The sequence below is a fragment of the Nocardia caishijiensis NBRC 108228 genome (assembly GCF_001612825.1).
Lineage (GTDB): Bacteria > Actinomycetota > Actinomycetes > Mycobacteriales > Mycobacteriaceae > Nocardia > Nocardia caishijiensis.
Map to the genome: position 1 here is coordinate 146,344 of NZ_BDBE01000039.1, position 25,794 is coordinate 172,137.

Here is a 25,794-nt window from a genome sequence, read left to right on the forward strand (position 1 = left end):
CTACTCCCGTGTTTCGATGATCGACGCGACCGCGTCAGAGCCGTTCGATGATGGTGGCGTTGGCCAGGCCACCGGCCTCGCACATGGTCTGCAGCCCGTACCGGCCACCGGTCTGCTCGAGATGGTTGACCATGGTGGCGAGCAGACGTGTGCCCGAGGCGCCGAGCGGGTGGCCGAGCGCGATGGCGCCGCCGCGCGGGTTCACCCGGTCCGGGTCGGCGCCGAGTTCGTGCTGCCACACCAGCGGCACCGGCGCGAACGCCTCGTTCACCTCGAAGGTGTCGATGTCGTCGACGGTCAGCGAGACGCGGTCGAGCGCCTTGCGCGTCGCCGGAATCACCGCGGTCAGCATCAGGGTCGGGTCGTCGCCCATCACGGCGAAGGAGTGGAACCGGGCGCGCGGGGTGAAGCCGAGCTTGCTCGCCATCGCCTCGCTCATGATGAGCGCGGCCGAGGCACCGTCGGTGAGTGGCGAGGAGTTGCCCGCCGTCACCGACCAGTCGATCTCCGGAAAGCGCTCTGCCATCGCCGAATCCGTGAAGGCGGAACGCAGACCGGCCAGGCCCTCCACGGTGGTGCCGGTCCGGATGGTCTCGTCGGCGGTGAGCTCACCCGCGGCCACCAGTTCGGCATCGAACCCGCCCGCCTGCGCGGTGGCGGCGGCGAGCCGGTGCGAGCGGGCGGCGAACTCGTCGAGCCGGGCGCGATCGAGCTTCCAGCGCGCGGCCAGGATCTCCGCGGCGATACCCTGCCCGATCAGCCCGTCGGGGTAGCGGGCGGCCAGCGGAGCGCGCAGGGAGTCCTTGCCCTGGGTGTTGGAGAACATCGGCGTGCGGCTCATCGACTCCACACCACAGGCGATCGCGACGTCGTAGGCACCGGCGAGCACACCCTGGGCCGCGAAATGCACGGCCTGCTGGCTGGATCCACACTGCCGGTCGACCGTGGTGGCCGGAACGGACTCGGGGAACCCTGCGGCGAGCACCGCCGTGCGGGAGATGTTGTTGGCCTGCTCGCCGCTCTGCGTCACGCAACCGCCGATCACATCGTCGACCAGCGCGGGGTCGATCCCGGTGCGCGCGACGAGCTCGGCGAGGACACCCGCGAGCAGGGTCGCCGGATGCACCGACGAGAGCCCGCCGCCCTGCTTGCCCCGCCCCGAGGGCGTGCGAACCACATCGACGATCACTGCGGACATTGCGTTCCTCCTGCACAGTCGCCGCCCTTCGGCGATACCAGCGATAAGTTACTCATGATTCTCGTGGAGGACAACCAGATGCGGCCCAAGCCGACAGCCCTATAGGCAAGCCGCGATACATGCGCTATGTTACCGGTAATTCTCGTCACAAAGCCGAGAATTCGTAGTAACTTAGTCGGGGCGTCACCCAAGGTGACCACCGGCAACCCTCACGCTATCCGATGATTCAGGGGAAGATCGCGGATAGCCGGTTCCATCTCCCCGGGAACGTACAGCAACATCACTCGACCGTCAGCGACGTCGGCCGGCCACTCGGCCACCGCTGATCCACGGTCCTGCAGGAAGGAACAGCGGCACGCCATGTTGCGACGGCTGGACAGGTTTCTCAGCTACGAGATGAAGGTGTCCGAATTTCTGGGCACGCTGATCATCCTCGGCATCCCCTACGGCCTCGTCGGGGTGATCTGGACCCTCACCCATACGAGCCACCTGCGCGATCTCCACGGCGTGGACCTGGTGATCTCATTCCTCGGCTCGATCGCGTGCTGGCCGGTGCTCACCTTCGCGAATGTGACGATGACCTGATGATGGCACTGGTCTGGGTCATCGATCTGGTGGTGACCATCGTCAAGATCCTCGGTGGGCGCACCGAGGTGAATCCGGTGCTCCGATTCGGTATGTGGATCGCCGTTCTGTGCGCGTTCGTGCTCGGCCTCGCCGCCGTCGCCGGACTCGTCGTTCTGCTCAACCATTGGCTCAGCACGCTCTAGGCACCGAGCCCGACGAGTGAGAAAGGATCGGTGCGGCGTGACGCCACAACCGGCCACCGAACCGTCCGAGGTCGGACGGATCATCGACAGCGCCACCGGGCTCTGGCGACGGCATCCCCAGCAATCGGTCGAGACCCTGGGCAGGCAGGTCCTGCTCGGCCGGTCGGCGATCGTGCAGCTGTTCTGGTCGCTGGTGCGACGACGGTTCCCCTTCCAGGAGTTCGTCAAGCAGTGCGCGTTCATGGCCAATGTCTCGGCCCTGCCGACGGTCTTCGTCGCCATCCCGGTGGCGGTGGTCGTCTCGATCCAGGTGGGTGCGCTGGTCAACCAGGTCGGCGCCACCACCTTCATCGGCGCGGTCGCCGGTCTCGGCATCATCCGCCAGGGCGCACCGCTGGTCACCTGCCTGATGATCGCGGGCGCCGTCGGCTCGGCCATCTGCGCCGACCTCGGCTCACGCACCATCCGCGAGGAGATCGACGCGATGCGGGTGATGGGCGTCGACCCGGTGCGCCGACTCGTCGCACCTCGGCTCGTCGCCGCGGTGGTGGTGAGCATTCTGCTGTGCGGGTTCATCGTGTTCGTCGGTTTCGCCACCGCGTACCTGTTCAATGTGTACGCCCAGCACGGCACGCCGGGCTCGTTCATCAGTTCGTTCGCCTCGTTCGCGGTGGCCAACGACCTGATGGTCGCACTGTTCAAGGCGGCCCTCTTCGGTGCGCTCACCGCGATCATCGCCTGCGACATCGGCCTCAACACCAAGGGCGGCCCCGGCGGGGTGGCCAACGCCGTCAACTCCGCGGTGGTCACCTCGGCACTGATGCTGTTCGCGACCAACATCATCGTCACCCAGCTCTACAACGCCATCTTCCCCGCGAAGGTGGCATGACATGGCCGCCGAATACACCCCGCCCGTGATGCGCCCGGTGCAGGCGCTGGCGGCGACGGCCAAGGTGCCGGTCCAGGCCAACCAGCGACTCGGCCATCAGGCCATCGTGTTCTTCCAGGCACTGATCGCCATCCCGTTCACGCTGCGTCACTACCGCAAGGAGGTCGCGCGCCTGGTGGCCGACGTCGGCTGGGGCAACGGCTCGTTGATCGTCGGTGGCGGCACGGTCGGCGTGGTGATCGTGCTGTGCGCGTTCGGTGGGATCACCGTCGGCATGGAGTCCTATTCCGCGCTGAACCTGCTCACCATGGGCCCGCTCACCGGCGCCATCTCCGGTTTCGCGACGACGCGCGAGATCGCGCCCATCCTCGGAACACTCGCCTTCGCCATCCAGTCCGGGTGCCGGTTCACCGCCCAGCTCGGCTCGATGCGGATCTCCGAGGAGATCGACGCGCTCGAGTCCATCGCGATCCGGCCGCTGCCGTATCTGGTGACCACCCGGATGATCGCGGCGACCGTCACGATCATCCCGCTCTACACCGTCGGCCTCGCGGTGGCCTACGTGGCGACCAAACTGTCGGTGCTGTTCCTCGGCGGGACGACCGCGGGCACCTACGACCACTACTTCTACCAATTCCTGTTGGGCCCCGACGTGTTCTTCTCCCTGCTCAAGGTGGTGGTGTTCGTCCTGATCGCGGCGTTCATCCAGTGCTACTACGGGTTCGTCGCCACCGGTGGGCCCGAAGGCGTCGGAGTGGCGGCCGGGCGCGCGATCAAGATGGTCATCGTCGTCATGGTCTTCACGAATCTGTTTCTCACGCTTGCAATCTGGGGCATCGACCCCGGGTTCCGGATCTCGGGATAGGTCGATCGGATGATTCTCGATCTCAGCGGCCGCGGCCCCAAACCCCTGCAACTCACCCTTGCGGGCCTCGCGGTGATCACCGCGTTCGCGGTCGCGCTGTATCTGCTCGCGTTGCGCTACAACGGCGAGTTCGAGGAAACGGTCACCGTCGGTGCCGATCTGACGAGCACCGGCGACGGGCTACCGCAGCGCGCGGACGTGAAGTTCCGCGGCATGGTTGTCGGCGCCGTCGGTTCGGTGGACATGGTGGCCGCGGGTGAACGCCAACGTGCCACGCTGGAGCTGAAACCCGGTCTGGCCGAGACGATCCCGGACACCGTGACCGCCAGGGTCGTCCCGGACAACATCTTCGGTGTCTCGTCCATCCAGCTGGTCGAGAACGGCGCGACCACCTCCGGTCTGCGCGCGGGCGCGGTCATCGCCGAGGACACCAGCGAGGCGACCATCCAGTTGCAGTCCACGCTCAACACCCTGCGCGACGTGCTCACCACCATCCAACCGGAGAAGCTCGGCCGGGTGCTCGCGACCTTGTCGGCGGCGCTCGACCCGGCCAGCCGGGTGCCCGGATCGACCATCGAACGGCTCGATCAGTGGCTCACCACGGTCCACCAGATCCCCGAGATCGGTGATCTGCTCGGCGATCTCGGCCGCGCGTCGACGGCGCTGAGTCAGTCGGCGCCGGAACTGGTCGGCGTGCTCGCCGATTCGGTGAATTCCGCGCGCACCCTGAACGAGAACCGGGCGAACCTGATCGAACTGCTCACGCAGGGCAACAGCACAGTCGACACGGTGAACGTGTTGTTCGGTGCCAACCCGAACGCGGGCAAGGAACTGGTCGCGGGTCTGGACGACCTGCTCGGCGGTATCGCGCGCGACCCCGGCGCGCTCCAGACGACGGCGGCCAACCTCAATGTGTCGCTGCGCAAGTTGCAGCAGGTGTTCAACTTCGGCCCGCGCAAGCAGATGACCTGGCGCATGGACGTGACGTTCACACCGTTCCAGCAGTACACCGCCGCCGACTGCCCCCGCTACGGCGAGATGACCGGTCCCCGCTGCGGCGGGCCGACCGTTCCCGAAGTCGCGCCACCGCAGGAGTATCCGGCCGGGATGCTGCCGAACTGGCTCGAGTCCGCCGGTCCGGCACCGGTGACACCGGCGCTGCCGCAGCTGCCCGCCCTGCCGAGCGTCACCATTCCGGCGATCCCCGGCCTGCCGCCGATTCCCGGCCTGCCCGCCATCCCGGGAATCACGGTTCCGGCCGCCGAACAAGCGCCCGCCGTCACCCCGGCGGCCGCGCAGCCACGACTCACCGGCATCGACGCGATCTCGGCGCTGGTCGGTGGCAGGCCGACCTTCAGTCAGCTGCTGCTGCTCAGCGCGATCCTCGGTGACACTCCCCTCGTTCCCGACACAGAAGACGGTGGCCGACAGTGAAATCCACCAAGGCACTCATCGGGTTCAGCCTCTTCGCTGTCCTGGCGACCGTGCTCACCTACACGATCTGGTCGACGCTGCAACGCAGCGTGCCCGGCAGCACCAACAGCTATTCGGCGGTGTTCACCGATGTACTCGGGCTGCGCGTCGGCGACGACGTCCGGATGGCCGGTGTGCGGGTGGGGCGGATCGACAAGATCGACTTCGCCGACAACTACACCGCGCGCGTCGATTTCCAGATCGAGGAACGCCAGCGCCTGACCGACACGACCAAGGCGCTGGTGCGCTACCAGAATCTCATCGGCCAGCGCTATCTGGCGCTGGCACCGGGCACCGACGGGGGCACTGTCGTCGCCCCCGGCTCGGAGATTCCGCTGGAACGCACCGAGCCGTCGTTCGACGTGTCGGCGCTGCTCTCGGGCTTCGAGCCGCTGTTCAGCGTGCTGCAGCCCGACCAGATCAACTCGCTGTCGGAAACGCTGATCCAGGCGCTGCAGGGCAACGAGGTGTCGCTGTCGGCGCTCATCACCCAGGCCGCGCAGCTGGCCGCCACCTTCGGTGAACGCGACCAGATCCTGGGCGACGTGCTGAGCAATCTCAGTTCGGTGATGGCGGGTCTGGCCAACCGCAGCGGTGAGCTGGAAACCCTGATCACCCAGACCCGCAGCCTGATGGACGGGCTCTACGCTGAAGGAGAATCGTTGAAGAGCTCGGTCGAACGGGTGGCCGGTGCGACGAACTCGCTGGTCACGATCATCGACCAGGTCAAGCCAGGACTGGCGGACGCGCAGCGCAAGGCGACGACCGGGGTGGGGATGCTGCTCGCCAACGGCGCCGCCCTCGACCGGGGCGCGGTGGAGCTTCCCGACTTCCTCAACGGCGTGGCCCGTTTCACCCAGTACGGCACCTACGGCAATGCCTACATCTGCCGCCTCGATGTGTCGCTGTGGGGAGTTCTGCTGCCGGAGGGCCTGTTCTCGCAGGTCGGCGGGCCCGCGCAGTCGGGGGTGTGCCGATGATGCGCCCCCGCTTCCCGGAGTTCTTGCGACGCAACCGGAATCTGCGTCTCGGCCTGATCGCGGCCGCCTCGGTGATCGTGCTGCTCGCCGTGTCCAACCTGCTCACCCAGATCCGCTTGGGCGACAAGACGATCCACGTCGAGTTCGCGCAGGCCGCCGGATTGCGGCCGGGCACGACGGTCGACATCTCGGGTATCGAGGTCGGCGAGGTGCAGTCGGTGAAACTGGTGAACGACAAGGTGGACGTCGCGCTGCGCATCCGCCGCGACATCCGCCTCGGCGCCGACGCGCACGCGGCGATCGAGATGTCGACCATTCTGGGCCGACTGCACATCGATCTGCGGCCTGGTGACGGAAAAGGTCTGCCGGACAACCGGATCAAGGTCGAGAACACCACTGTGCCCTACAACCTGAGCAAGGTGATCCAGGACCCGAAGTACTCCTCGTCGTTCGAGCGGATCGAGCGGATCGACCCGGTCGAACTGCGTACCGCGCTCGATGTGTTCAGCACCCAGCTGGGTGACTCCCCCGCCATGGCGGTGCAGGCCCTCGACAGCATCGGCGCGCTGGCCCAGGTCATCAACAGCAGGCGCGACGAGGTAGACACTCTGCTGAAAAGCCTCGATCAGGTCTCGCAGCTGGTCTCGGACAACCGCAACAGTGTGCTCGTCCTGCTCACCAGGGGCGAGGCGATCGGCGCGGCCGTGCAGAAGCGTCAGACCCTGCTCACCCAATTGCTCGACAACGTCGCCCAGATGTCGCGGCTGCTGCAGGAGATGGGCCTGGAGAACAACGGCGAGCTCGCGCCGCTCATCACCAACCTCAACACGATGGCCGACGGCTTGACCAAGAACAAGGAGAACCTGGACCGGCTCTACGAGATCGCCCCGGTGACGTTGCGGCAGTTCAACAATCTGCTCGGCAACGGCCCCTACGGCGAGATCTGGGCACCGTGGATCTTCCCGGACAACTGGCTGTGCTTCGCACAAGCCGTACAGGGGTGCAACTGATGAGGACGACACGTTCGAGCAAACTGGCCGCGCTGTGCCTGGCGCTCACCGTGGCCACCGGCTGTTCCCTGGTACCCGACAGCGTGGCCGGGCTCGGTGACCGCGTGATCGGCGAGCAGAAGACCATCAGCGCCGACTTCGAGAACGTGTCCGGGCTGTACCCGGGCAACGAGGTCGCGATTCTCGGGGTGCCGGTCGGCGTCGTCGACTCGGTGACACCGCGCGGCAGCTACGTCGAAGTGGTGATGAAGGTCGATCGCGACGTGCGCATCCCCGCCGACGCGATGGCCGCGCTCGTCTCCCCGCAGCTGATCACCAACCGCCACGTCGAGCTGGCGCCCGCCTACACCGGGTCGGGCCCCGAACTCGCCGACGGTGCGCATCTGCCGCTCGGAAAGACCAGGACCCCGGTCGAATTGGACCGGATCCTGGCCAACTTCGATCAGCTCGGCGAAGCGCTGAAGGGCGACAGCCAGAGCGGGCCGATGGCGAGCCGGGTGCTGTTCCCCCTGCTCGACGGCAACGGCGACCGGCTGCGCGCCACGCTCGACGAACTGTCGGCGGCGTTCGAGGTGACCTTCGCCAACAAAGATCAGATCGCCAACGCCATCATCCGGCTCGGCGAAATCACCCAGATCATCGCCGACAACGACCAGACGGTGCGCGATTTCAGCGGCCGCATCACCGAACTGGTCGCGCTGTTCGGTCAGCAGTCCCCCGGCCTGCAGGCGGTACTGAAACAGCTCGACGACTTCATCACCAACACCTCCACGCTCGTGGGCCAGAACGAGAATCAGCTCGCGGGCGCGCTCACCAAATTCGTCGACATCGCCGCCCAGATGCGGGCCAACGCGCGCAATCTCACCGAGATCATCGACGTGGGCCCGCTGATGTTCCAGAACTTCGACAACGCGATCAGCCGCGAACACCAGGCCCTTCGGCTGCACGGTCTGCTCGACAAGATCGTGCTGGACAGCGAGATCCTCGCGACGTTCTGCGAGCGCGTGCAGATGCGTCTGGACGGCTGCCGCACCGGCAAGATCTCCGACATGGGCCCGGATTTCGGCTTGACCGCCGCACTGTTGGGACTCACCAAATGACACTGCGTACCACCGTCGCGGTCGCCCTGTGCGCGGCCGCCGTCGCGGCGTCGAGCAGCGGTTGCTCGATGACCGTCGCCCAGTTGCCGATGCCCGAACCGGGCATCGGCGGACCCGGGTACACCGTGCACGCCACCTTCCGTGACGCGCTCAACCTGCCCGATCGCGCTCATGTGAAGATCGGCGGCACCGATATCGGTGTGGTGACCGGCATTTCGACCACTTCCTTCCTGGCGAACGTGGAAATGCTCATCCGCGAGGACATCGAGCTGCCGCAGGGCACCAGGGTGGAGTTGCGCCAGGCGACTCCGCTCGGCGACATCTTCGTCGCCATGACCCTGCCGAGCGCGGCGGAGGCCGGGCCACCCTTGCGCGAAGACGCGACCATCGGCACCGAGCTCACCGCTTCGGCCGCCTCGGTCGAGCAGCTCATGATGTCGGTGTCGATGCTCATCAACGGTGGCGGCATCAACCAGGCCGCCGAGATCACCTCCGAACTGAATTCGATCTTCGCGGGCAAGGCGCCGCAGCTGCAGCACCTGATCGGCGAGATGACCTCGGTCATCACCGCGCTCAACGAACGCACCGGCGATCTCGACGCCACCCTCGGGGGCTTGCAGGTGCTGACCGGTGAATTGGCCAGGCGCAAAGCCGAACTCGGTGCGGCGGCCGACAGCTTCCCGCAGCTGATCGGCCTGTTCGCCGAGAACAACCAGTCGATCGTCGACCTCATCAACCGCGTCGCGGTCACCATGGACGCCCTCGGCGACTTCAGCGCAACCAATGGCCCACAGTTCGTGAGCCTGTTCCAGAGCATCCAGAACCTGATGTCGGGGTTCGTGGCGATGGGCGACGACCTGACCGGGGCACTCGACGGCTTCCACGCGATCTATCCCTCGGTGATGGACAGCGTGCGCGGGCCGAACCTCTCGGTCGGGGCGATCCTGTCCTACCTCGATGTCGGCGCGGTCACCGACCCCGAGGGCAGCCGCTGGCCCGACGGCACCGACGTACCCGCCTTCATCGGCAGCCTCGCCGAGGTGATCGCCAAGGTCACCGGCCGTCTCGGCAGCACCCCACAGCCACCGCAGCAGGAGGGCCCTCGATGAACTCACCGTTGTGGCAGTGGCTGGTTCGGCGGCGCGTCGCCGTCGCCAACGCAGGCCTGGTCGTCGTTCTCGTACTCGGTGCCCTCTACCTGGGCGGGGTGGTCCTGCGTATCGACCCGACCGATTCACCGTACGAGGTGACCGTCGAGCTGGCGACCTCCGGTGGTCTCTCGGCGGGCAGCGATGTGACCTTCCGTGGTGTCCGGGTCGGCCGCGTCCAGGACGTGCGCGTGTCCGGCGATGGCATCGCCGCGGTGGCGCAGATCGAGGAGGGCACCCGCATCCCGATGGGTGGCCGGGTGGCCGTGGCCCGCTTGTCGGCGGCCGGTGAGCAGTACCTCGATTTCCGTCCCGAATCCGAGTCGGGCCCGTTCCTGGCGGACGGCGCCGTGGTCGCCCGCGCCGACACCGCGGTGCCGGTGCAGGTGCAGTCGGTGCTCGCCAACATGACGGGCCTGGTGAGCGGGCTCAACCCAGAACGGCTCAATGTCATCGTCGACGAACTCGACAAGGCACTGGCCGGTGGGCCGGACGGACTGCGCAACATGATCTCCGGGCTCAGCCGCGCGATGGCCGGGCTCACCGATCTGCTCCCGCAGACCGAGCATCTGCTGCGCAATCTCCAGGTCATCGCCGAGACCACGTCGCACGCCCAACCCGATCTCGGCACCATCACCCAGGCGGGCAGCGCGCTGTTCCAGCAGTTCACCGCGGCCGACGCCGAACTGCGGCACCTGCTGGAAGAGGGCCCCGGCCAGCTGGCCACCCTCGGCGGCTTCGTCTCGCGCACCCACGACCCGATCACCGATCTGGTGACGAACTTCGTGGCCATCACGCGGGCGGCCAAACTTCGCCAGCCCGCGATCGAGCTGCTGTTCCCGTCACTGAGCCGCTTCGCCGAGGCGGTCGGGATCCCGGCCCACGACAACGCCTTCTTCACCCTGGTCGATCCGTGGCCGCGCCCGACGTGCGACTACGACACGGTCCCGATCGTGCCGACCACCCCGACCACCGACACCAGGGTGCGGCTCTACAACTACTGCGTCACCGACAATCCCGCGCTGCAGGTCCGCGGCTCGGCCAACGCGCCACGACCCCCGGGCCCCGACAACGGCGCGGGTCCACCGCCCGGTGTGACCGGCGACGAACTGTCCCAGCCCGCGGTACCCGCACCCCGATAAGGAGAAGATCCCATGAGCACAGACGAAAAAGACACCGACGCAACCGAATCCGACTCGGCCGCCGTGGAGACCACGAAGCCGGAAGCGCCCGCGGCCACGCGGTGGACCGCCGAGCGCAAGTCCCTCGTGCTGCGCGCGGCCGCGGCGCTCGTCGTCGGCGCCTCGGTGGCCAGCTCGGTGATCCTGTTCCTGGAGAACAAGGAGAGCAACGACCTGCTCGCCGCCCAGCAGGGCGCCCGTGAGGCCGCCTGCCACTACGCGCCGGTGCTGGCCGATTACGACAGCAAGAGCCTCGACGGCTACTTCCAGGCCGTCCTCGACGGCGCGACCGGCGAGTGGAAGAAGCAGTTCGAAGCGACGAGCACCGAACTGCGCGAGGCCCTCACCCAGGGCCAGGTGAGCTCCAAGGCCACCGACACCCAGTGCGCGCTGCGCACCGGCGACGAGAACTCCGCCGAGGCCATCGTGGTGATCGGCACGACCATCTCGAGCCTCGGGACCGAACACAAGGCCAAGCCGGGTCAATTATCGATGGTGATGAGCCTGCACAACGACGGCGGCCGCTGGTTGGTCGAGAAGGTGAATTCCCCGCTCACGGCGATGCCCGCCCAGTGACCCGATCAGCTGAGCTGACCGAGGACACACAGGCGATACCATGACAGGCGAGATGACGAGCAAGCAGATCGACGAACCCGCCGCACCGGCACGGCAGATCCGACGCAGGCCGAAGAATCGGCGTGCGCAGATCGCGAACGAAGCCGCCGCGGCCTTCGGGGCGCACGGCTACCACGGCGTGAGCATGGACGACATCGCCCGCAGGCTCGACATCAGTTCCGCCGCCCTCTATCGCCATTTCCCGAGCAAGTACGCGCTGTTCCGCGAGGAGTTGCTGCGGCTGTCGGGGCTGGCGCTCGCCGCGGTCGACCTGCCGCCCGAGGCCGAGAACTGGTCGGCCCGGGATCGCCTGGACCACGTCTTCGAGGCGGTCATCGCCGCGACGGTGGCCAACCGGCCGACGGTGGCGCTGGCCCGCTGGGAACGGCGCTACCTCGAGCCCGCCGACTTCACGGAGTTCACCGACCAGTTCGTCAGCGCGATCGCCGTGGTGCGTGGCCTGATCCGCGCGGTGCGCCCCGAACTCGACGGTCACGATCGTGCCGTGCGCGCGGTGTCGGTGTTCGCGGTGGCCAGCAGCATCGGCGACCACCACGCGAGTCTGTCGGCGAAAACCCTTGCCCAACTGTTGAAGTCGACCTGCTGGGCACTGGTCGACGCCGATCTGCGCGGCGGTCCGAGCCCCGCGGCCGCCCGGCGGGGCACCGAACTGCCGCAGCCGTTCAAACACGAGCTGCTACTGCGCAAGGCGGTCGAGCTGTTCCACGAGCGCGGCTACCCCAACGTCAGCATGGAGGACATCGCCTCGGCCGCCGACCTGTCGGCCGCCTCCGCGGTGTACCGCTACTACCGCAGCAAGAGCGATCTGCTCGCGGCGGCGTTCCGGCGCGCCGCCGACCGGGTGTCGGCGGCGATTCCCACGGCGGTCGGGACCGCCGGTAACCCTGCCGAGGCGCTGGGCACCCTCATCGACCTCTATGTCGCGGGGTCCTTCGACGAACGAGCGCTGACCTTCGTCTATTACGCCGAGTTCAGTCATGTCGACCCGGCCGACCAGGTCACCCTGCGTCATCTGCAGCAGCTCATCATCACCGAATGGGCGAAGCTCGTCGCCGAGGCCAGACCGGAGCTGTCGATCGGTGAGGCACGGATCCTGGTCCACGCCGCGTTCAGCCTGGTGGTCGACCTCGGGCGAGTCTTCGGTGACGACGGGATCTGCCCGCAGGACCTCGTGGTCCGGCTGCTGCAGACCGTCACGCTCGGTCAGCCGCTCCCCCGTTGACCGACGCTCAGCCGCGCGCCACCGCACGGGTGGCGGCGCGAGCGGCGACGAGCACCGGATCCCACACCGGCGAGAAGGGTGGCGCGTAGCCGAGGTCGAGGGCGGTCATCTGTTCCACCGTCATCCTGGCGGTGAGCGCGACCGCGGCGATGTCGACCCGTTTGGCCGCGCCCTCGCGTCCGACGATCTGCACGCCGAGCAACCGACCCGTGCGGCGTTCGGCGAGCATCTTCACCGTCATCGGTTCGGCGCCGGGGAAATAGCCCGCGCGTCCGGTGGATTCGATGGTGACGGCGTGGAATTGCAGGCCCGCGCGCTCGGCGTCCTCCTCGAGCAGTCCGGTACGGGCGACCTCGAGATCGCAGACCTTGCTGACGGCGGTCCCCACCACACCGGGAAAGGTGGCGTACCCGCCGCCGATGCCGGTACCGATGACCTGACCGTGCTTGTTGGCGTGCGTGCCGAGCGCGATGTGACGCGATGCTCCCGAGACCAGATCCAGCACCTCCACGCAATCGCCGCCCGCCCAGATGTCGTCGTGGCCGCGTACCCGTTGCGCGAGATCGGTGAGCAGGCCGCCGGATTCACCGAGCGGTAGGCCCGCGCGCCGGGCGAGATCGGTGGCGGGACGCACGCCGAGGCCGAGCACGACGATGTCGGCGGGGTATTCGGTGTCGGCGGTGGTCACCGCGCGCACGTGCCCGTCGGCATCGGCGCGCATACCCGTCACCTCGGTGCCGGTGACCAACCGGATTCCCATGCCGACCATGGCTTCTCGGACCAGCGCACCCATCTCCGGGTCGAGGGTCGACATCGGTTCGGGCCCCCGGGTCACCATGGTGACCCGGAACCCGCGCCGGATGAGTGCCTCCGCCATCTCGACCCCGATGTAGCCCGCGCCGACGACGACGGCGTCGCGTCCGGACGACGCGGTCAGCGCGTCGATGAGCGCCTCACCGTCGTCGAGGGTCTGCACACCGAATACACCCGCGGCGTCGATGCCGGGCAGCGGGGGCCGGATGGGGGTGGCCCCGGTGGCGAGGACCAGCTGGTCGTAGCCGGTCCAGTACTCCGCCCCGTTGTCGAGATCGCGGGCGAGTACTCGCCGTCCGGGAATGTCGAGTTCGACCACCTCGGTGCGCAGCCGCAGGTCGATCGCCCGGGCACGGTGCTCCTCGGGAGTGCGGGCGATCAGATCGTCGGCCTTGGCGACGTCACCGCTGACCCAGTACGGGATGCCGCACGCCGAATACGAGGCGTGCCTGCCCTTCTCGAACACCACGATCTCGAGCGCGTCGGCGTCACGCGACCGACGCGCCTGCGAGGCCGCCGACATCCCGGTGGCGTCGGCGCCGATGACAACCATGCGTTCGGCCATACCGCCAACGGTACGAGAGCCGAACGCGCGGGTTCTCGCCGCCACCCCCCAACGACCGTGGCGGCGAGAACCTGGCGGCTCACAGGCCCAGCGTGCGCCCGATGATGTCGCGCTGGATCTCGCTGGTCCCGCCGAAGATCGTCGACACCAGGGCACCGCGCACGTGCTTCTCCATGTCGAATTCGCGCGCGTACCCGTAGCCACCCATCATCTGCATACCCTCGAGCGCCACCCGCTTGGCGGTCTCGGTGGCCTTGAGCTTGGCCATCGACGCCTCGCGCGCCAGCATCTTGTCCGGGTTCGCGTCGGCCTCGCGGGCCACGCTGTAGATCAGCAGCTTGGTGCACTCGATCTCGGTGGCCAGATCGGCCAACCGGTGCCGCAGCGACTGGAAGGTGCCGATCGGCCTGCCGAACTGTTTGCGCTGGGTGACGAACTCCAGGGTGTCGGCGAAGGCGCGTTCGGCCGCACCGAGACTCATCGCGGCCAGGATCAGCCGCTCGAAGTTCAGTCCGGTCATCAGCTGACGCCAGCCGTTGCCCTCCTCACCGACCACCGCGTCCTCGGGGAGCACGCAATCGGTGAAGTACAGGTCGTTGGTCTCCTTCTGGTTGCCCATCAGCTCGATCGGCGTGATCTGCAGGCCCGGAGTGTCGGCGGGCACGTGGAACATGGTGAGCCCCTCGTGCTTTCCGCCCTCCTTGGAGGTGCGGGCCACGAGCAGGATGTTCTCCGAGATGTGGGCGTTGGAACACCAGGTCTTCTGGCCGTTGATCAGCCAGCCGTCGGCGGTCTTGACCGCTTTGGTCGACAGGTTGCCCACATCCGAGCCCGCCTCGGGCTCCGACATCGAGATCGACTGCGACGCGCCGCGAATGATGCCGCGCAGCACGGTGTCCTTCTGTGCCTCGGTGCCGAACTTGGCGTAGGCGCCACCGGTGATCAGGGTCGGCCCGATCGCGCCGATCGGCAGCATGCCCCGGTGGGTCTCCTCGAGCAGGATGCACATGTCGACCATCGAGGCCGCCGAACCGCCGTACTCCTCGGGCACTGTCAGTCCGAGCCAGCCGAGCTCGGCCATCTTCGCGTAGACCGACGGGTTGTGCTGTTCGCGGTCGTTGACGGTGAGTTCGTCACGCTGCGCCCGGGTGCCCGCCTCGCGCTTGGCGAACGCGGCGACGGCCGCGGCGAAATCCTGCTGTTCCGAGGTGAATTCGACGCCCATACTGTTCCTCTTCTTTCCGTGATTTCTGGGTCTACTTGGCGCGCCCGAAGCGGCGCACCGTGAGCTTCTTGACCGTCGCGAGGGTCGAGTCGGTCCTGGCGAAGGACTGCAGTGCCATACCGGGAATCGCGAAGCGCTGCCGTGCGATCGAATGCGGACGGGTGAAACCGAGCAGCCCGGCCTCGCCGTGGATCCGGCCGACGCCGGACTCGCCGACCCCGCCGAAGGGCAGCGCGGGGATCGCGGCGTAGGCGGCGGGGCTGTTCACCGAGGTGGCCCCGGCACGCAGTTCACGCGCGATGGCCATTCCGCGCTTGCGGGAGAACACCGACGAGGCCAGACCGTAGCGCGAATCGTTGGCCAGCCGGATCGCCTCGGCCACATCGCGGACCTTGTGCACGGTCAGGGTGGGGCCGAAGGTCTCCTCCCGCACGGCCACCGAGTCCTCGGGGACGTCGACCAGCACGATCGGACGCACGAACGGCGCCCGCACCGAGTCGGCGCCGCCGACCACGGCGGTCGCGCCGTCCGCGAGCGCGGCGGCGACGTGCTCGGCGACCACGTCGACCTGGGCGGGCAGCGTCATCGGCCCGTAGGTGGCATCGCCGTCGGAGCCGGGGACGAGATCACGCACCCGCGCGGTCAGTTCGGCGAGGAACTGGTCGTACACCGAGGCGACCACATAGCAGCGTTCGGTGCCGACACAGGTCTGCCCGGAGTTGGCCATCGCCGACCACGCGATCGCGTCGGCCGCCGCGGCCACGTCGGCGTCCTCGGCCACGATCGCCGCGTCCTTGCCGCCGCATTCGAGCACGACCGGGGTGAGCCGCTCGGCCGCCGCCGCCATGATCCGCTTGCCGGTCGCGGTCGAGCCGGTGAACGCGATCATGTCGACACCGGAGGTCACCAACGCGCGGCCGGTCTCGCCCGGACCTGTCAGCACGCTCAGAACGCCTTCGGGCAGCGCGGGATTGGCCTTGGCGAAGGCCTCGACGTACCAGCGTCCGACGCCGGTGGTCAGCTCGCTCGGCTTGAACACGACGGTGTTGCCCGCCGCCAGTGCGTAGGCGATGGACCCGTTCGGCGTGTACACCGGGTAGTTCCACGGGCCGATCACCCCGACCACACCGTGCGGACGCTGTTCGATCACCGCTTCGTGGTTGGCCATCATGAGCCCGGGCCAGACCCGCTTGGGCTCGAGCACCCGGCGCGCGTTCTCGGCCGCCCAGTTGAGGTGTTCGACGGCGGTGATCACCTCGAGATAGGCGTCGTCGAGCGGTTTGCCGTTCTCGGCGTGGATCAGCGCGCAGAACTCGTCGGCGTGCGACACCAGCTGGGCTGCCCAGCGTTGTAACGCACGCTTCCGCTCAGTGAACCCGAGTTCGCGCCATGTATCGGCCGCCCGGCGGGCCTGGGCGACGACGGCGGCGACCCGGTCGGCGTCATCGACCGGCCAGCTACCGACCGGTTCGCCGGTAGCGGGGTTCGCGGTGGCGATCATTGTCGCAGAACTCGGTGTTGCGGTGGGTGTTTCGGTCATTGTCGACCTTCCTTCAGGTCACTCGGTCGCGGGGCGTCGATACGCGGGCCCGGTGGGCGGCCAACTCGCCGCACGAGGTGTTGACAGGCCGCGTCGGCCGCCATTAAGTTAATCACAATTCTCGCTAAGTTAATCATGATTCTTTCCGCTTGCCCAGAGCCGTCCTGGTTCTGCCCGCGACCGGCGAGAACGTCTGAATCCGGAGGGAGAGCGCGATGCTGCGCACCCGATTCACCGAGGCCTTCGGTGTCGAGCACCCGATCGTGCAGGGCGGGATGATGTGGGTCGGCCGCGCCGAACTCGCCGCCGCCGTGTCCGAAGCAGGTGGCCTCGGCATCATCACCGGCCTCACCCAACCCACGCCGCAGGCGCTGCGCGAGGAGATCGCCCGCACCAGGGATCTCACCGACAAGCCGTTCGGGGTGAACCTGACGATCCTGCCGTCCATCACGCCGCCTCCCTATGCGGAGTACCGGCAAGCCATCATCGACGGCGGAGTGAAGATCGTCGAGATCGCGGGCGGCAATCCGGCCACCCACCTGCCCTATCTCAAGGACGCGGGCATCAAGGTGCTGCACAAGTGCACCAGCGTCAAGCACGCGATCAAGGCCCAGCAGGTCGGCGTCGACGGCGTGAGCATCGACGGCTTCGAATGCGCCGGGCACCCTGGCGAGAACGACACCCCCGGTCTCGTCCTCATTCCGGCCGCGGCCCGTGAGCTCGAGATCCCGATGATCGCCTCCGGCGGGATCGCCGACGCGCGCGGTCTGGTCGCGGCCATGGCGCTCGGTGCCGACGGTGTGAACATGGGAACGCGGTTCCTGTGCACCGTGGAGTCACCGATCGCGCACGCCGTGAAGGAGAAGATCGTGGCCAACACCGAGCTCGACACGAAGCTGATCTTCCGCACCATGAACAACACCGCTCGGGTCGCCGACAACGCCGTCAGCCGCCAGGTGGTCGAGATCGAGCGCGGTGGCGGCACCTTCGCCGACGTGCGTGAACTCGTCGCAGGTGCGCGCGGACGCAAGGTCTACGAGGAGGGCGACATCGACGCGGGCATCTGGAGCGTCGGGCAGTGTCAGGGCCTGATCCACGACATCCCCACCTGCGCCGACCTGATCGCGCGGATGGTTCGCGAGGCCGAGGAGCTCATCGCGGGCCGACTGGCGGGCTCGATCGGCGAGGCGGTCGCCCGATGAGCGCGAGCGTTCTCACCACCGAGGAACACGGCATCCTGCGGATCGCCATCGATCGCCAGGCACGCATGAACGCCATCGATCTGGCGACCATGACCGAGCTGTGCGACCTGGTCACCGCCGCGGCCACCCAGCCGTCGGTGCGGGTGATCGTGCTGACCGGCGCGGGCTCGGCATTCTGCACCGGCGCGGATCTGGCCGCGGCCGCCGCCGCGGGCGGCAACGAGGCGTCGCCGGAGGTGGTGATGGACCGGGCCAACGACCTGATCCGCGCCATCATCGATTCGCCGCTGCCGGTGATCGCGCAGGTCAACGGGCCCGCCGCCGGTGTCGGCACATCCATCGCCCTGGCCGCGGACCTCATCTACGCCGCCGAGGACACCTACCTGCTGCTGCCGTTCACCTCCATCGGGCTGATGCCCGACGGTGGTGCCACGGCCGTGGTCGCGGCGTCCATGGGACGCGCCCGCGCCGCCGAATTCGCCCTGCTCGGCGCCCGGCTGCCCGCCACCGACGCCGCCTCGGCGGGCCTCATCACCCGCGCGGTTCCGGCCGAGGAACTCGGCGCCCACGTCGAGACCGTGGCCGCCAAGCTCGCCGCGGGCCCGCGCCGAGCGCTGCAGCTCACCAAGGCGGCGCTCAACGCGGCGACGCTCACCGGCCTCGACGCCGCCCTGGCCAGGGAGAAGACCGGCCAGTCCGAGCTGCTCACCTCCGCCGATTTCCTCGAGGGAATGACGGCCATGCTCACCCGCCGCGCACCTCGTTTCGAGGGCGCCGTCCATCCCATCACCGACCCGGCCTGACGGCCCGGCGTTTCGCAGGAGATCAGATGTTCACCGCAACCGAACCGATGCGCTCGCGACGCAATCACTGGATGAACCAGATCGCGATCCACGCAACAACGATCCCCGACTCCCCCGCGCTGCGGTTCCTCGGCAAGACGACGACCTGGGGCGAGCTGCACGAGCGGGTCCAGCGGCTGGCCGACGCGCTCGCGCGCCGCGGGGTCTCCCCCGGCGACCGGGTGATGATCCTGATGCTCAACAACACCGAGTACATCGAGTCAGTGTTCGCGATCAACACCCTCGGTGCCATCGCGGTTCCGGTGAACTTCCGACTCACCCCGCCCGAGATCGTCTACCAGGTGAACGACAGCGGTACGCGCGTGATCATCACCGACACCGTCCTCGCCCCGCTGGTCGGCGCCGTCGCCGCCCAGACCGACGCGCTGGCCACCCGGATCGTGGTCGGCGCCCCCACCGGCGAGGGCGTGCTCGGCTACGACGACTTGCTGGCCGAGGAGGGTGACCCGCACGACGCGCTGGACGTCCCCGAGGACACCGCCGCGCTCATCATGTACACCTCCGGCACCACGGGTAACCCCAAGGGCGCGGTGCTCACCCACCTGAACATGAATTCGCAGGCGCTCACCTGTATCCGGGCCATGCAGTACCGCGTCGACGACATCGCCTTCTGCGCCTCGCCGCTGTTCCACATCGCCGGATTGGGCAGCGTCGCCTCGTGTTTCGTGCTCGGCGCGCTCACGGTGATCCATCCGCTCAAGGCCTTCGACGCCACCGAGGTGCTCGACGCCTGGGAGCGCGAACGGGCCACCTCGGTGTTCCTCGTGCCCGCCCAGTGGCAGGTGGTGTGCGCCGATCCGACCGTGCCGCAACGGGATCTGCGGTTGCGGGTGATCAGCTGGGGCGCCGCCCCCGCCTCCGACTCCGTGCTGCGGGCGATGGCCGAGACCTTCCCGAACGCGCTGAACGTCGCCGTGTTCGGCCAGACTGAGATGTCACCGATCACCTGCGTGCTCGACGGCGAGGACGCGATCCGCAAGCTCGGCTCGGTCGGCAAGCCGATCCCCACGATCGCGACCCGCATCGTCGACGACGAGATGAACGATGTGGCCCCCGGTGAGGTGGGCGAGATCGTCTACCGCGGACCGACTCTGATGCGTGAGTACTGGAACAACCCGCGCGCGACCGCCGACGCGTTCGCCGGTGGTTGGTTCCACTCCGGTGACCTGGTGCGCCGCGACGAGGAGGGTTTCGTCTACGTCGTCGACCGCAAGAAGGACATGATCATCTCCGGCGGCGAGAACATCTACTGCGCCGAGGTGGAGAACGTGCTGTTCGCCCACGAGCGGATCCGGGAGGCGGCGGTGATCGGCCGCGCCGACGACAAGTGGGGCGAGGTGCCAGTGGCCATCGTGGTCACCGAGGACGGCGGCGAGATCACCCTCGCCGACCTCGCCGACCATTTCGACGCCCACCTGGCCCGCTACAAGCACCCCAAGGCGCTGGTCGTGATCGATGCCCTGCCGCGCAACGCGGGCGGCAAGGTCGTCAAGCACGAACTGCGTGCCCAGCACGGCTCGGCGCCGATCGTCACCGGCTGAGGAATTCGTCGATCACCGGCCAGGTGGTCTGCGCGGCGGTCGCACTGGCGAGCAATCCCAGGTGGCCGCCGCGCACCTCGACGAATTCGACCTCCGCGGCGGGCAGCACGTCCAGCCCGCGCCGGACCGAGGAGGCGGGCACGACCGCGTCGCCCCGGCTGCCGAGCAGCAGCACGCGGCAGGTGACCTTGGCCAGTTCGATGACCAGATCCGAGCGCAGCCGGATGTAGCCGTCGGCGAGCTCGTTGCGCAGTACCAGGCTGCGGTGGATCTGCCAGTAGGACCGGCCGGGGTAGCCGGGCATCGAGGACATGAACCGCTCGGTCGCCTCCAGCCGGGCGAGCGCCTCGGTGTCGAGGGCGTTGCGGATCAGGTAGGCGGGCTTGGTGAGCTCACGGTCGAACGCCTGCAACCGGAATCCGAGCCGCACGAATTCCTGCGGGATGCCACCCATGATCCGGGTGGCCAGCGCCATTTCTTTGCCGCCGGTGACCTTGGCGGCCAACCGCATCGGCGCAAGCAGCGGGGTGCGGCGCTGGTCGATGGGGGCCGCGAGCGCGGTGATGGAGGCCACCGGCAGGTCGGCGTTGGCGGCGGTGGTCAGCAGGGCGAACACTCCGCCGAGCGACCAGCCGATGAGATCGACCGGTCGGTCGTGTTCGGCGGCGACCCGGGCGATGGCCTCGGGCAGGATGTCACCGGTCCAGTCCTCGAGTCCGAGATTCCGGTCGGCATAGCCGAATTGGCCGTAATCGATCACGTAGGGCTGGCGGCCCCGCGCGATCAGGTGGCGGACGAGGCTCTGGCCAGGACGCAGATCGAAGCACGCCGGGGTGACCGCCAACGGCGGCACCAGCAGCACCGGATTCCCCTCGGTGCGACCGGCGTCGTACCGCTTCAGATGGCGATGCGGTCGCTCGTACACCGTTGTCGACGGGGTGGGCTCGCCGGATTCGAGCCCACCACCGAAGGAGACCGCCCAGACGTTGCGTACCGCACGCGGCACATCGGTCACTATCCCCACCGATAACCCCTTTACTCACCCGCTGCCGTCGACAGTCGCTACGGTCCAGTATCTTACCAGTGAGTAAGTTAAGGTCCGCGTCAGGCCGCGCGCTGGTCCCGCGTCGTTCGCGGCGCGAGTTCGCGCCCGGTCACGACCGTGGTGATCGGTCGCGCGAACAGGACTCGCACCATCGCCCTGGCCAGGTCGGCGAGACCGTGCCGACCCGCCGGGAGACCGAAGATGCTCAGCACGGTCCTGGTCCGCGACGGGGTCACCGGGAGCCCGGCGAACCGGTCGGCCAACCAGTTCAGGCTCAGCGGAGCCGAACCCGCCAGCAGGCTCAGGTGCTCACTGAGTCGGTCGCGCAGATAGGTCACGTGCGCACCGTTGGCCCGATACCGCTCCACGAGCGCGTCGATGTCGTCGACCGCGATGATCTGGTCGTGCACCGCCTGCAACACCAGCAGCGGCGCCGTCGGCGTCCGGTCACCCAGGGTCAGGTCGGCGAACATCTCGAGCATCGCCTCGAGCGCGAGCAGTTCGCCCATGGGCATCCCGGTGTGCCGGTCGACGCTGTACCTGGCCAGCCGCAACACCGCACCGACGGTCGTCGAGGTCGCCGCTTTGTCGAGCACCGCGCGGCCCTCGTCGGAGAAATGGGTGTCGACCAGTTCGGCGAACACCGGATAGACCCGCCGCAGCGCCGCGACCACCAGCGTCGGCAGGCCCGCGTGCAGACCGCCGTCGAGCCGGTGGAACGTGGAGACCAGGTCACCGACCGGAGAGCCGAGTACCGCGCCGACGATATCGAGTTCGGGTGCGTAGGTCGGAGCCATTTCGGCCGCCCACGCCGAGGCGAGCCCGCCACCGGAGTAGCCCCACAAGCCCACCTGGGCGTCGGGCGCGAGCCCACCCGGTTCGAAGGCAAGGGTGGCGCGAACGCCGTCGAGGGCGCGGTAGCCGGGCTCGCGGGGCGCACCCCACGCACCGAGCATGCCCTCGTGATCGGGTACCGACACCGCCCAGCCCCGCGACAGCGCATCGGCGAACAACAGCAGTTCGACATGTGCGCAGGTGCCGATCGCCCGCGAGCCGCGTCGCAGCGAATACGACGGGAAGGCACGCGGGGCGATGGCATCGATCGCGCACTGGAACGACACCAGGGGCGCGCCGTCGGCGACGCCGTCGGCCGGGGCGATCACTGTGGTGACCGCGGCCTCGGGCACACCGTTGAGATCGTTGCTGCGATACAGCAGCTGCCAGGCCCGCGCCCGCAGGGGAATCAGCCCGAAGGCCGCCAATTCCACCGGACGCCAGCGCAACAGTGTGCCCGGCGGCGCCTGGTCGAATCCGTCGCGTGGCACATAGAACGGGTCGGCGTCGGGCAGCAGCACCTCGGTGGGCGCCGCCCAGCTCTCCGGGGTCACGCGGTGGCCCGGCGAGCCGGTTCGCTGCGGTACCGCGAGACCGGACCGTCGATGCCGAGTACCCGCCAGACCAGCTTGGCGACCGGATTCATCAGGCCGATATCGGTGGCCAGCGCGCGCACGTCGGTGAACACGTCGCGCTTGGTGTGCTGTGATTCGGCACTACCCCAGTACGCCTCGCGCATCACCTCGGCCGGAATGTGGAACTTGTCCACGAATTCCTTCGGCGGGGTGGCGATCATCGACAGCATCACCCGCATCACGATCGGGAACAGCACCGACAGCACCGACCGGGTGGCCGGGTGCATCGCAGGCACGTTCTTGCGCAGGTACTCGTGTGCGAAGGAGATGTGGCGTGCCTCCTCGGCCACGTGGATCTGCATCACCCGGTGCACCATCGGGTGCAGGTCGAACCCGCCGCGCAGCAGCGACTTCTGCAGGTGGTCGATGGGCTCCTCACCACCGAGCACCAGGGTGAAGAACAGCTCGGGGAAATACTTGACCGCGGGCCAGATGACCATCGTCAGCTTGCGGTCGATCGATCCCATGCCGATCACATCGCGATAGCCGATGCGGTTGATCATCTCCTGGAACATCATCGTGTGGTTGCACTCTTCGGCAGCCTCGTGCGTGACGTACCGGAATTCCGGGTCACCGTTGGGTACCGAGATGAGGTACTGCATCAGGCCACGGATGAGCAACTGCTCGAAATCGATCCCGACCTTGGCGATGCCCGCCTGGCGCCACATGCCCATCGCGATCTGGCGCTCCACGGGCTGCGCGCGATACCAGGGGTGCCGTCCCAGCGGGTCCTCGGTCGGCATGATCCAGCGTGGATCGTCGGAATGCACCACCATTTCCGGTGCGTCCCAATCGATGTCGACATAGGGATCGAAGTGTTTGGTGACCGAGCCCTCGGACAGGCCCTGCAGAATATCGTGATAATCGGACAACGTCATCGGTGTCTCCTAGCGGTGGTTCCACTACTCAGTTTAGTGGTACCGGCGGTTCCATTCAAGTGTAGATGGAACTTCGTGTCACATATATTTCCGCACCCGGTCGACGGGAGCGGAATGAGGTCGAATCACATACGCCACCAACACTTTCCGACCGCGAAAAGGGCACTGATAAGGTGTGTGCGGATTCGCCGGAAGCGCAGCACAGCGGGACGGGGACAGGCCGCACTCGCACCGTTGCACCGACGGCGGCAGTCTCGTCGGAGGGACCGGCGAGGTTCCGGCCACCAGGCTCTTCGGCCGGTGAGACGACTAAGGAACCGATGACCCCGACAATCGCGGTGTTCTTGTTCGGTATCGCAACAGTGGTGTTGCTCGGCGCGGTCGCGGTGGCGCTGGTCGCCCTGCGCAACGAGCGTCACGTGCGCGCGCGGCTGTCCACGGCAGAACGCGAGCTCTACGCGCACGACGAGGCGATGACGCGCCTGGTCGAAGCGACCTTACCGAGGATCACCGAAGCCATCCGCCGCCACAGTGAACCGGACGTCACCGCGGAGGTCCCCGCCCAGCTGCGGGACTCGCCGTTCGCGCACAAGATCGCGCGCATCGCGGCCGAGTACGCCGAGGACCTCGCCCTGGTGCGCGAGGAGACCCGGCTCGCCGCCGAGCACGACGCCGAGGAGCGCGCCGCCGAACGGGTCGAGGCGGTCCGCGACGAGACCCGCGCGCAGGTCGCCGCCGAGGCCCGTGCCGCGACGGGAAACGCGGTGCGCGCCTTCGGCACCACCGTGGTGAGTCTCGGCGCCGACGTGGGCCAGGTGGTCAGCAACGCGCTGCGGGAGAACCGCAACGACGAGGTGTACGGCACCTTGAGTCGCATCGATCACACCGTGCAGCAGATGATCCGGCAGGCGCAGTCCTATGTACTGGTCTCCGGCGGTCTGCCCGGCAGGCGGTGGCCGCAACAGACGGTCGACGACGTGGTCGGCGGCGCGACCGGACGGGTGCGCGACTACCTGCGGGTGCGGACCGGGCACTGCGACCGGGTGGTCATCAGCCGCGCCGTCGAGCCGCTGGTGCACACCGTGGCCACGCTGCTCGACAACGCTCTGCGCTATTCGCCGCCGTCGTCGTTCGTCGATGTCGCCTTCCAACAGGGACACCACGGCGTCACCCTGATCATCGACGACGCAGGCGTCCGGATGAGCCAGGAGCAGATGGAGGAGGCGCGCCAGATCCTCTCGGGCGAGCGGGTGATCGACATCAACGCGCTCGGACCGTCGCCGAAGATCGGCTTTCCCGGCGTGGCGGCGCTGGCCCGGCGCTACGGATTCGCCGCCTATGTCGACGGACCCAATGTCTACGGCGGCACCCGCGCGATGGTCTTCATTCCCTCGGCGCTGCTCGTCGACAAGTCCGACTCCCGCTCGACCGAACTCGAGCAAGCCGCTGTCGCACCGGAAGTCATTGTGCGAGAGGATGTTTCCGAACCACTGGAGGTCGCGGCGGTGAGTGTCGCGACGGCACCGGAACCCACGGAACCGGACACGACCCCCGGCGGTCTACCCAAACGCACACGACGAGTCGTGACCCCCGCCGGGGACCGGGCCCGCGGCTCGGAGCTGCCAGGCAGGCCAGAGCTGGTCACCGCCTGGCAGACCGGCTCCCGGCACGGTCGCGCCGCGGCCGAACGTTCCATCGACGGACAGGACAGCTGATGAGCACTTCCCTCACCGACAGCACCAACCGCCTGGCTTGGCTGTTGGACGATCTGGAGCTCGACGGCGTGCGGTTCGCGGTCCTGTTATCCGACGACGGGCTCCGGGTGGCCCATTCGCCCGGCATCAGCAAGGACGAGGCCGAACGATTCGCCGCCGCGGCCTCTGGGCTGCGCTCGCTCGGCAAGGCGCTCGGTGAGTTCTGCGGCGGGTATCCGAACGCGGTGCGCCAGAACATGACCGAGTACGACGAGGGAATGATCCTGATCACCGCCGCGGGCGCGGGCACCCTGCTCGGGGTCGCGACGACGGCGGAGGTCGATCTCGGACTCGTCGCGCACCGGATGAACGAACTGGCCGAACGGGTCGGCCGCGAACTTGGTGCCCCGCCTCGGCGCGATGAATTCCGTCGAGCGGAGATCTCGCTGTGACCCTCGAGACCTCCTTCGGCGCCGCTCCCATCTCA

Annotated in this window: 24 protein-coding genes; 17 read left to right on the forward strand and 7 right to left on the reverse strand. The window is 68.1% G+C overall.

The annotated features are described in order from the left end of the window. Nucleotides 1-34: 34 nt before the first annotated feature. Nucleotides 35-1,198, reverse strand: a complete 1,164-nt coding sequence (locus tag NC7_RS22030) for a thiolase family protein (RefSeq protein WP_067986122.1) — start codon at nt 1,196-1,198, stop codon at nt 35-37. A 360-nt stretch (nt 1,199-1,558) separates the two neighbouring features. Between NC7_RS22030 and NC7_RS22035 the strand changes: the two genes are divergently transcribed. From NC7_RS22035 to NC7_RS22090, 12 genes are all read left to right on the forward strand, one after another. After that, complete coding sequence (locus NC7_RS22035; RefSeq protein ID WP_067986123.1) at nt 1,559-1,783, forward strand: hypothetical protein; 225 nt, start codon at nt 1,559-1,561, stop codon at nt 1,781-1,783. After that, nucleotides 1,783-1,968, forward strand: a complete 186-nt coding sequence (locus NC7_RS22040) for a hypothetical protein (protein ID WP_067986126.1) — start codon at nt 1,783-1,785, stop codon at nt 1,966-1,968. Before NC7_RS22035 ends, NC7_RS22040 begins: the two co-directional genes overlap by 1 nt. 79 nt (nt 1,969-2,047) lie before the next feature. Beyond that, the gene (locus tag NC7_RS22045; RefSeq protein ID WP_236573616.1) at nt 2,048-2,857 is read left to right on the forward strand and encodes an MlaE family ABC transporter permease; all 810 of its coding nucleotides are present in this window, start codon (nt 2,048-2,050) and stop codon (nt 2,855-2,857) included. A 1-nt stretch (nt 2,858) separates the two neighbouring features. Beyond that, nucleotides 2,859-3,722 carry an ABC transporter permease gene (locus tag NC7_RS22050; RefSeq protein ID WP_067986130.1) on the forward strand — a complete coding sequence of 288 codons (864 nt, stop codon included), beginning with the start codon at nt 2,859-2,861 and terminating at the stop codon, nt 3,720-3,722. Between the two features lie 9 nt (nt 3,723-3,731). After that, the gene (locus NC7_RS22055; protein WP_067986132.1) at nt 3,732-5,156 is read left to right on the forward strand and encodes an MlaD family protein; all 1,425 of its coding nucleotides are present in this window, start codon (nt 3,732-3,734) and stop codon (nt 5,154-5,156) included. Then, on the forward strand, nt 5,153-6,175 hold the full coding sequence (locus NC7_RS22060) for an MlaD family protein (protein WP_067986134.1): 1,023 nt from the start codon (nt 5,153-5,155) through the stop codon (nt 6,173-6,175). Before NC7_RS22055 ends, NC7_RS22060 begins: the two co-directional genes overlap by 4 nt. Beyond that, nucleotides 6,172-7,185, forward strand: a complete 1,014-nt coding sequence (locus NC7_RS22065; protein ID WP_067986316.1) for an MCE family protein — start codon at nt 6,172-6,174, stop codon at nt 7,183-7,185. Before NC7_RS22060 ends, NC7_RS22065 begins: the two co-directional genes overlap by 4 nt. Continuing rightward, nucleotides 7,185-8,285 (forward strand): MCE family protein, encoded by a 1,101-nt coding sequence (locus tag NC7_RS22070; protein WP_067986136.1) that lies wholly within the window; start codon nt 7,185-7,187, stop codon nt 8,283-8,285. Before NC7_RS22065 ends, NC7_RS22070 begins: the two co-directional genes overlap by 1 nt. After that, on the forward strand, nt 8,282-9,394 hold the full coding sequence (locus NC7_RS22075; RefSeq protein ID WP_067986138.1) for an MCE family protein: 1,113 nt from the start codon (nt 8,282-8,284) through the stop codon (nt 9,392-9,394). Before NC7_RS22070 ends, NC7_RS22075 begins: the two co-directional genes overlap by 4 nt. Next, nucleotides 9,391-10,575: an MCE family protein gene (locus NC7_RS22080; RefSeq protein WP_067986139.1), complete on the forward strand. Its 1,185-nt coding sequence runs from the start codon at nt 9,391-9,393 to the stop codon at nt 10,573-10,575. Before NC7_RS22075 ends, NC7_RS22080 begins: the two co-directional genes overlap by 4 nt. Nucleotides 10,576-10,587: 12 nt before the next feature. Next, nucleotides 10,588-11,190 (forward strand): Rv1363c family protein, encoded by a 603-nt coding sequence (locus NC7_RS22085; protein WP_174550256.1) that lies wholly within the window; start codon nt 10,588-10,590, stop codon nt 11,188-11,190. Between the two features lie 52 nt (nt 11,191-11,242). Continuing rightward, nucleotides 11,243-12,472, forward strand: coding sequence for a TetR/AcrR family transcriptional regulator (locus NC7_RS22090; RefSeq protein WP_236573604.1), 1,230 nt, complete (start codon nt 11,243-11,245; stop codon nt 12,470-12,472). Between the two features lie 7 nt (nt 12,473-12,479). Here NC7_RS22090 and NC7_RS22095 read toward each other — a convergent pair whose 3' ends face one another. The 3 genes from NC7_RS22095 to NC7_RS22105 form a co-directional block, all read right to left on the reverse strand. Then, the gene (locus tag NC7_RS22095; protein WP_067986143.1) at nt 12,480-13,850 is read right to left on the reverse strand and encodes an FAD-dependent oxidoreductase; all 1,371 of its coding nucleotides are present in this window, start codon (nt 13,848-13,850) and stop codon (nt 12,480-12,482) included. Nucleotides 13,851-13,929: 79 nt separating this feature from the next. Continuing rightward, a complete protein-coding gene (locus NC7_RS22100; RefSeq protein ID WP_067986145.1) occupies nt 13,930-15,075 on the reverse strand; it encodes an acyl-CoA dehydrogenase family protein in 1,146 nt (381 codons plus the stop codon). Between the two features lie 31 nt (nt 15,076-15,106). Next, complete coding sequence (locus NC7_RS22105; RefSeq protein WP_236573603.1) at nt 15,107-16,615, reverse strand: aldehyde dehydrogenase family protein; 1,509 nt, start codon at nt 16,613-16,615, stop codon at nt 15,107-15,109. A gap of 215 nt (nt 16,616-16,830) precedes the next feature. On the opposite strand from NC7_RS22105, the gene NC7_RS22110 reads away from it, so the two are divergent. The 3 genes from NC7_RS22110 to fadD5 are packed head-to-tail and all read left to right on the forward strand — an operon-like array spanning nt 16,831 to nt 20,221. Beyond that, nucleotides 16,831-17,817, forward strand: a complete 987-nt coding sequence (locus NC7_RS22110; RefSeq protein ID WP_174550257.1) for an NAD(P)H-dependent flavin oxidoreductase — start codon at nt 16,831-16,833, stop codon at nt 17,815-17,817. Further along, nucleotides 17,814-18,620 carry an enoyl-CoA hydratase gene (locus NC7_RS22115; RefSeq protein ID WP_067986149.1) on the forward strand — a complete coding sequence of 269 codons (807 nt, stop codon included), beginning with the start codon at nt 17,814-17,816 and terminating at the stop codon, nt 18,618-18,620. The genes NC7_RS22110 and NC7_RS22115 overlap by 4 nt, the downstream gene beginning before the upstream one ends. 26 nt (nt 18,621-18,646) lie before the next feature. Continuing rightward, a complete protein-coding gene (fadD5, locus tag NC7_RS22120) occupies nt 18,647-20,221 on the forward strand; it encodes a fatty-acid--CoA ligase FadD5 (RefSeq protein ID WP_067986155.1) in 1,575 nt (524 codons plus the stop codon). Here the strand turns inward: fadD5 and NC7_RS22125 are convergent. The 3 genes from NC7_RS22125 to NC7_RS22135 all read right to left on the reverse strand — a co-directional run bounded on the left by NC7_RS22125 (nt 20,211) and on the right by NC7_RS22135 (nt 23,613). Further along, nucleotides 20,211-21,245 (reverse strand): alpha/beta fold hydrolase, encoded by a 1,035-nt coding sequence (locus NC7_RS22125; protein WP_236573602.1) that lies wholly within the window; start codon nt 21,243-21,245, stop codon nt 20,211-20,213. The genes fadD5 and NC7_RS22125 overlap by 11 nt on opposite strands. An 80-nt stretch (nt 21,246-21,325) precedes the next feature. Next, nucleotides 21,326-22,654, reverse strand: coding sequence for a lipase family protein (locus tag NC7_RS22130; protein WP_067986161.1), 1,329 nt, complete (start codon nt 22,652-22,654; stop codon nt 21,326-21,328). Further along, nucleotides 22,651-23,613, reverse strand: a complete 963-nt coding sequence (locus NC7_RS22135) for an AurF N-oxygenase family protein (protein ID WP_067986162.1) — start codon at nt 23,611-23,613, stop codon at nt 22,651-22,653. The genes NC7_RS22130 and NC7_RS22135 overlap by 4 nt, the downstream gene beginning before the upstream one ends. A 320-nt stretch (nt 23,614-23,933) precedes the next feature. On the opposite strand from NC7_RS22135, the gene NC7_RS22140 reads away from it, so the two are divergent. Both NC7_RS22140 and NC7_RS22145 read left to right on the forward strand, forming a co-directional pair. Further along, complete coding sequence (locus tag NC7_RS22140; RefSeq protein WP_067986165.1) at nt 23,934-25,328, forward strand: sensor histidine kinase; 1,395 nt, start codon at nt 23,934-23,936, stop codon at nt 25,326-25,328. Next, nucleotides 25,328-25,759, forward strand: coding sequence for a roadblock/LC7 domain-containing protein (locus NC7_RS22145; protein WP_067986167.1), 432 nt, complete (start codon nt 25,328-25,330; stop codon nt 25,757-25,759). Before NC7_RS22140 ends, NC7_RS22145 begins: the two co-directional genes overlap by 1 nt. Nucleotides 25,760-25,794: the final 35 nt, after the last annotated feature.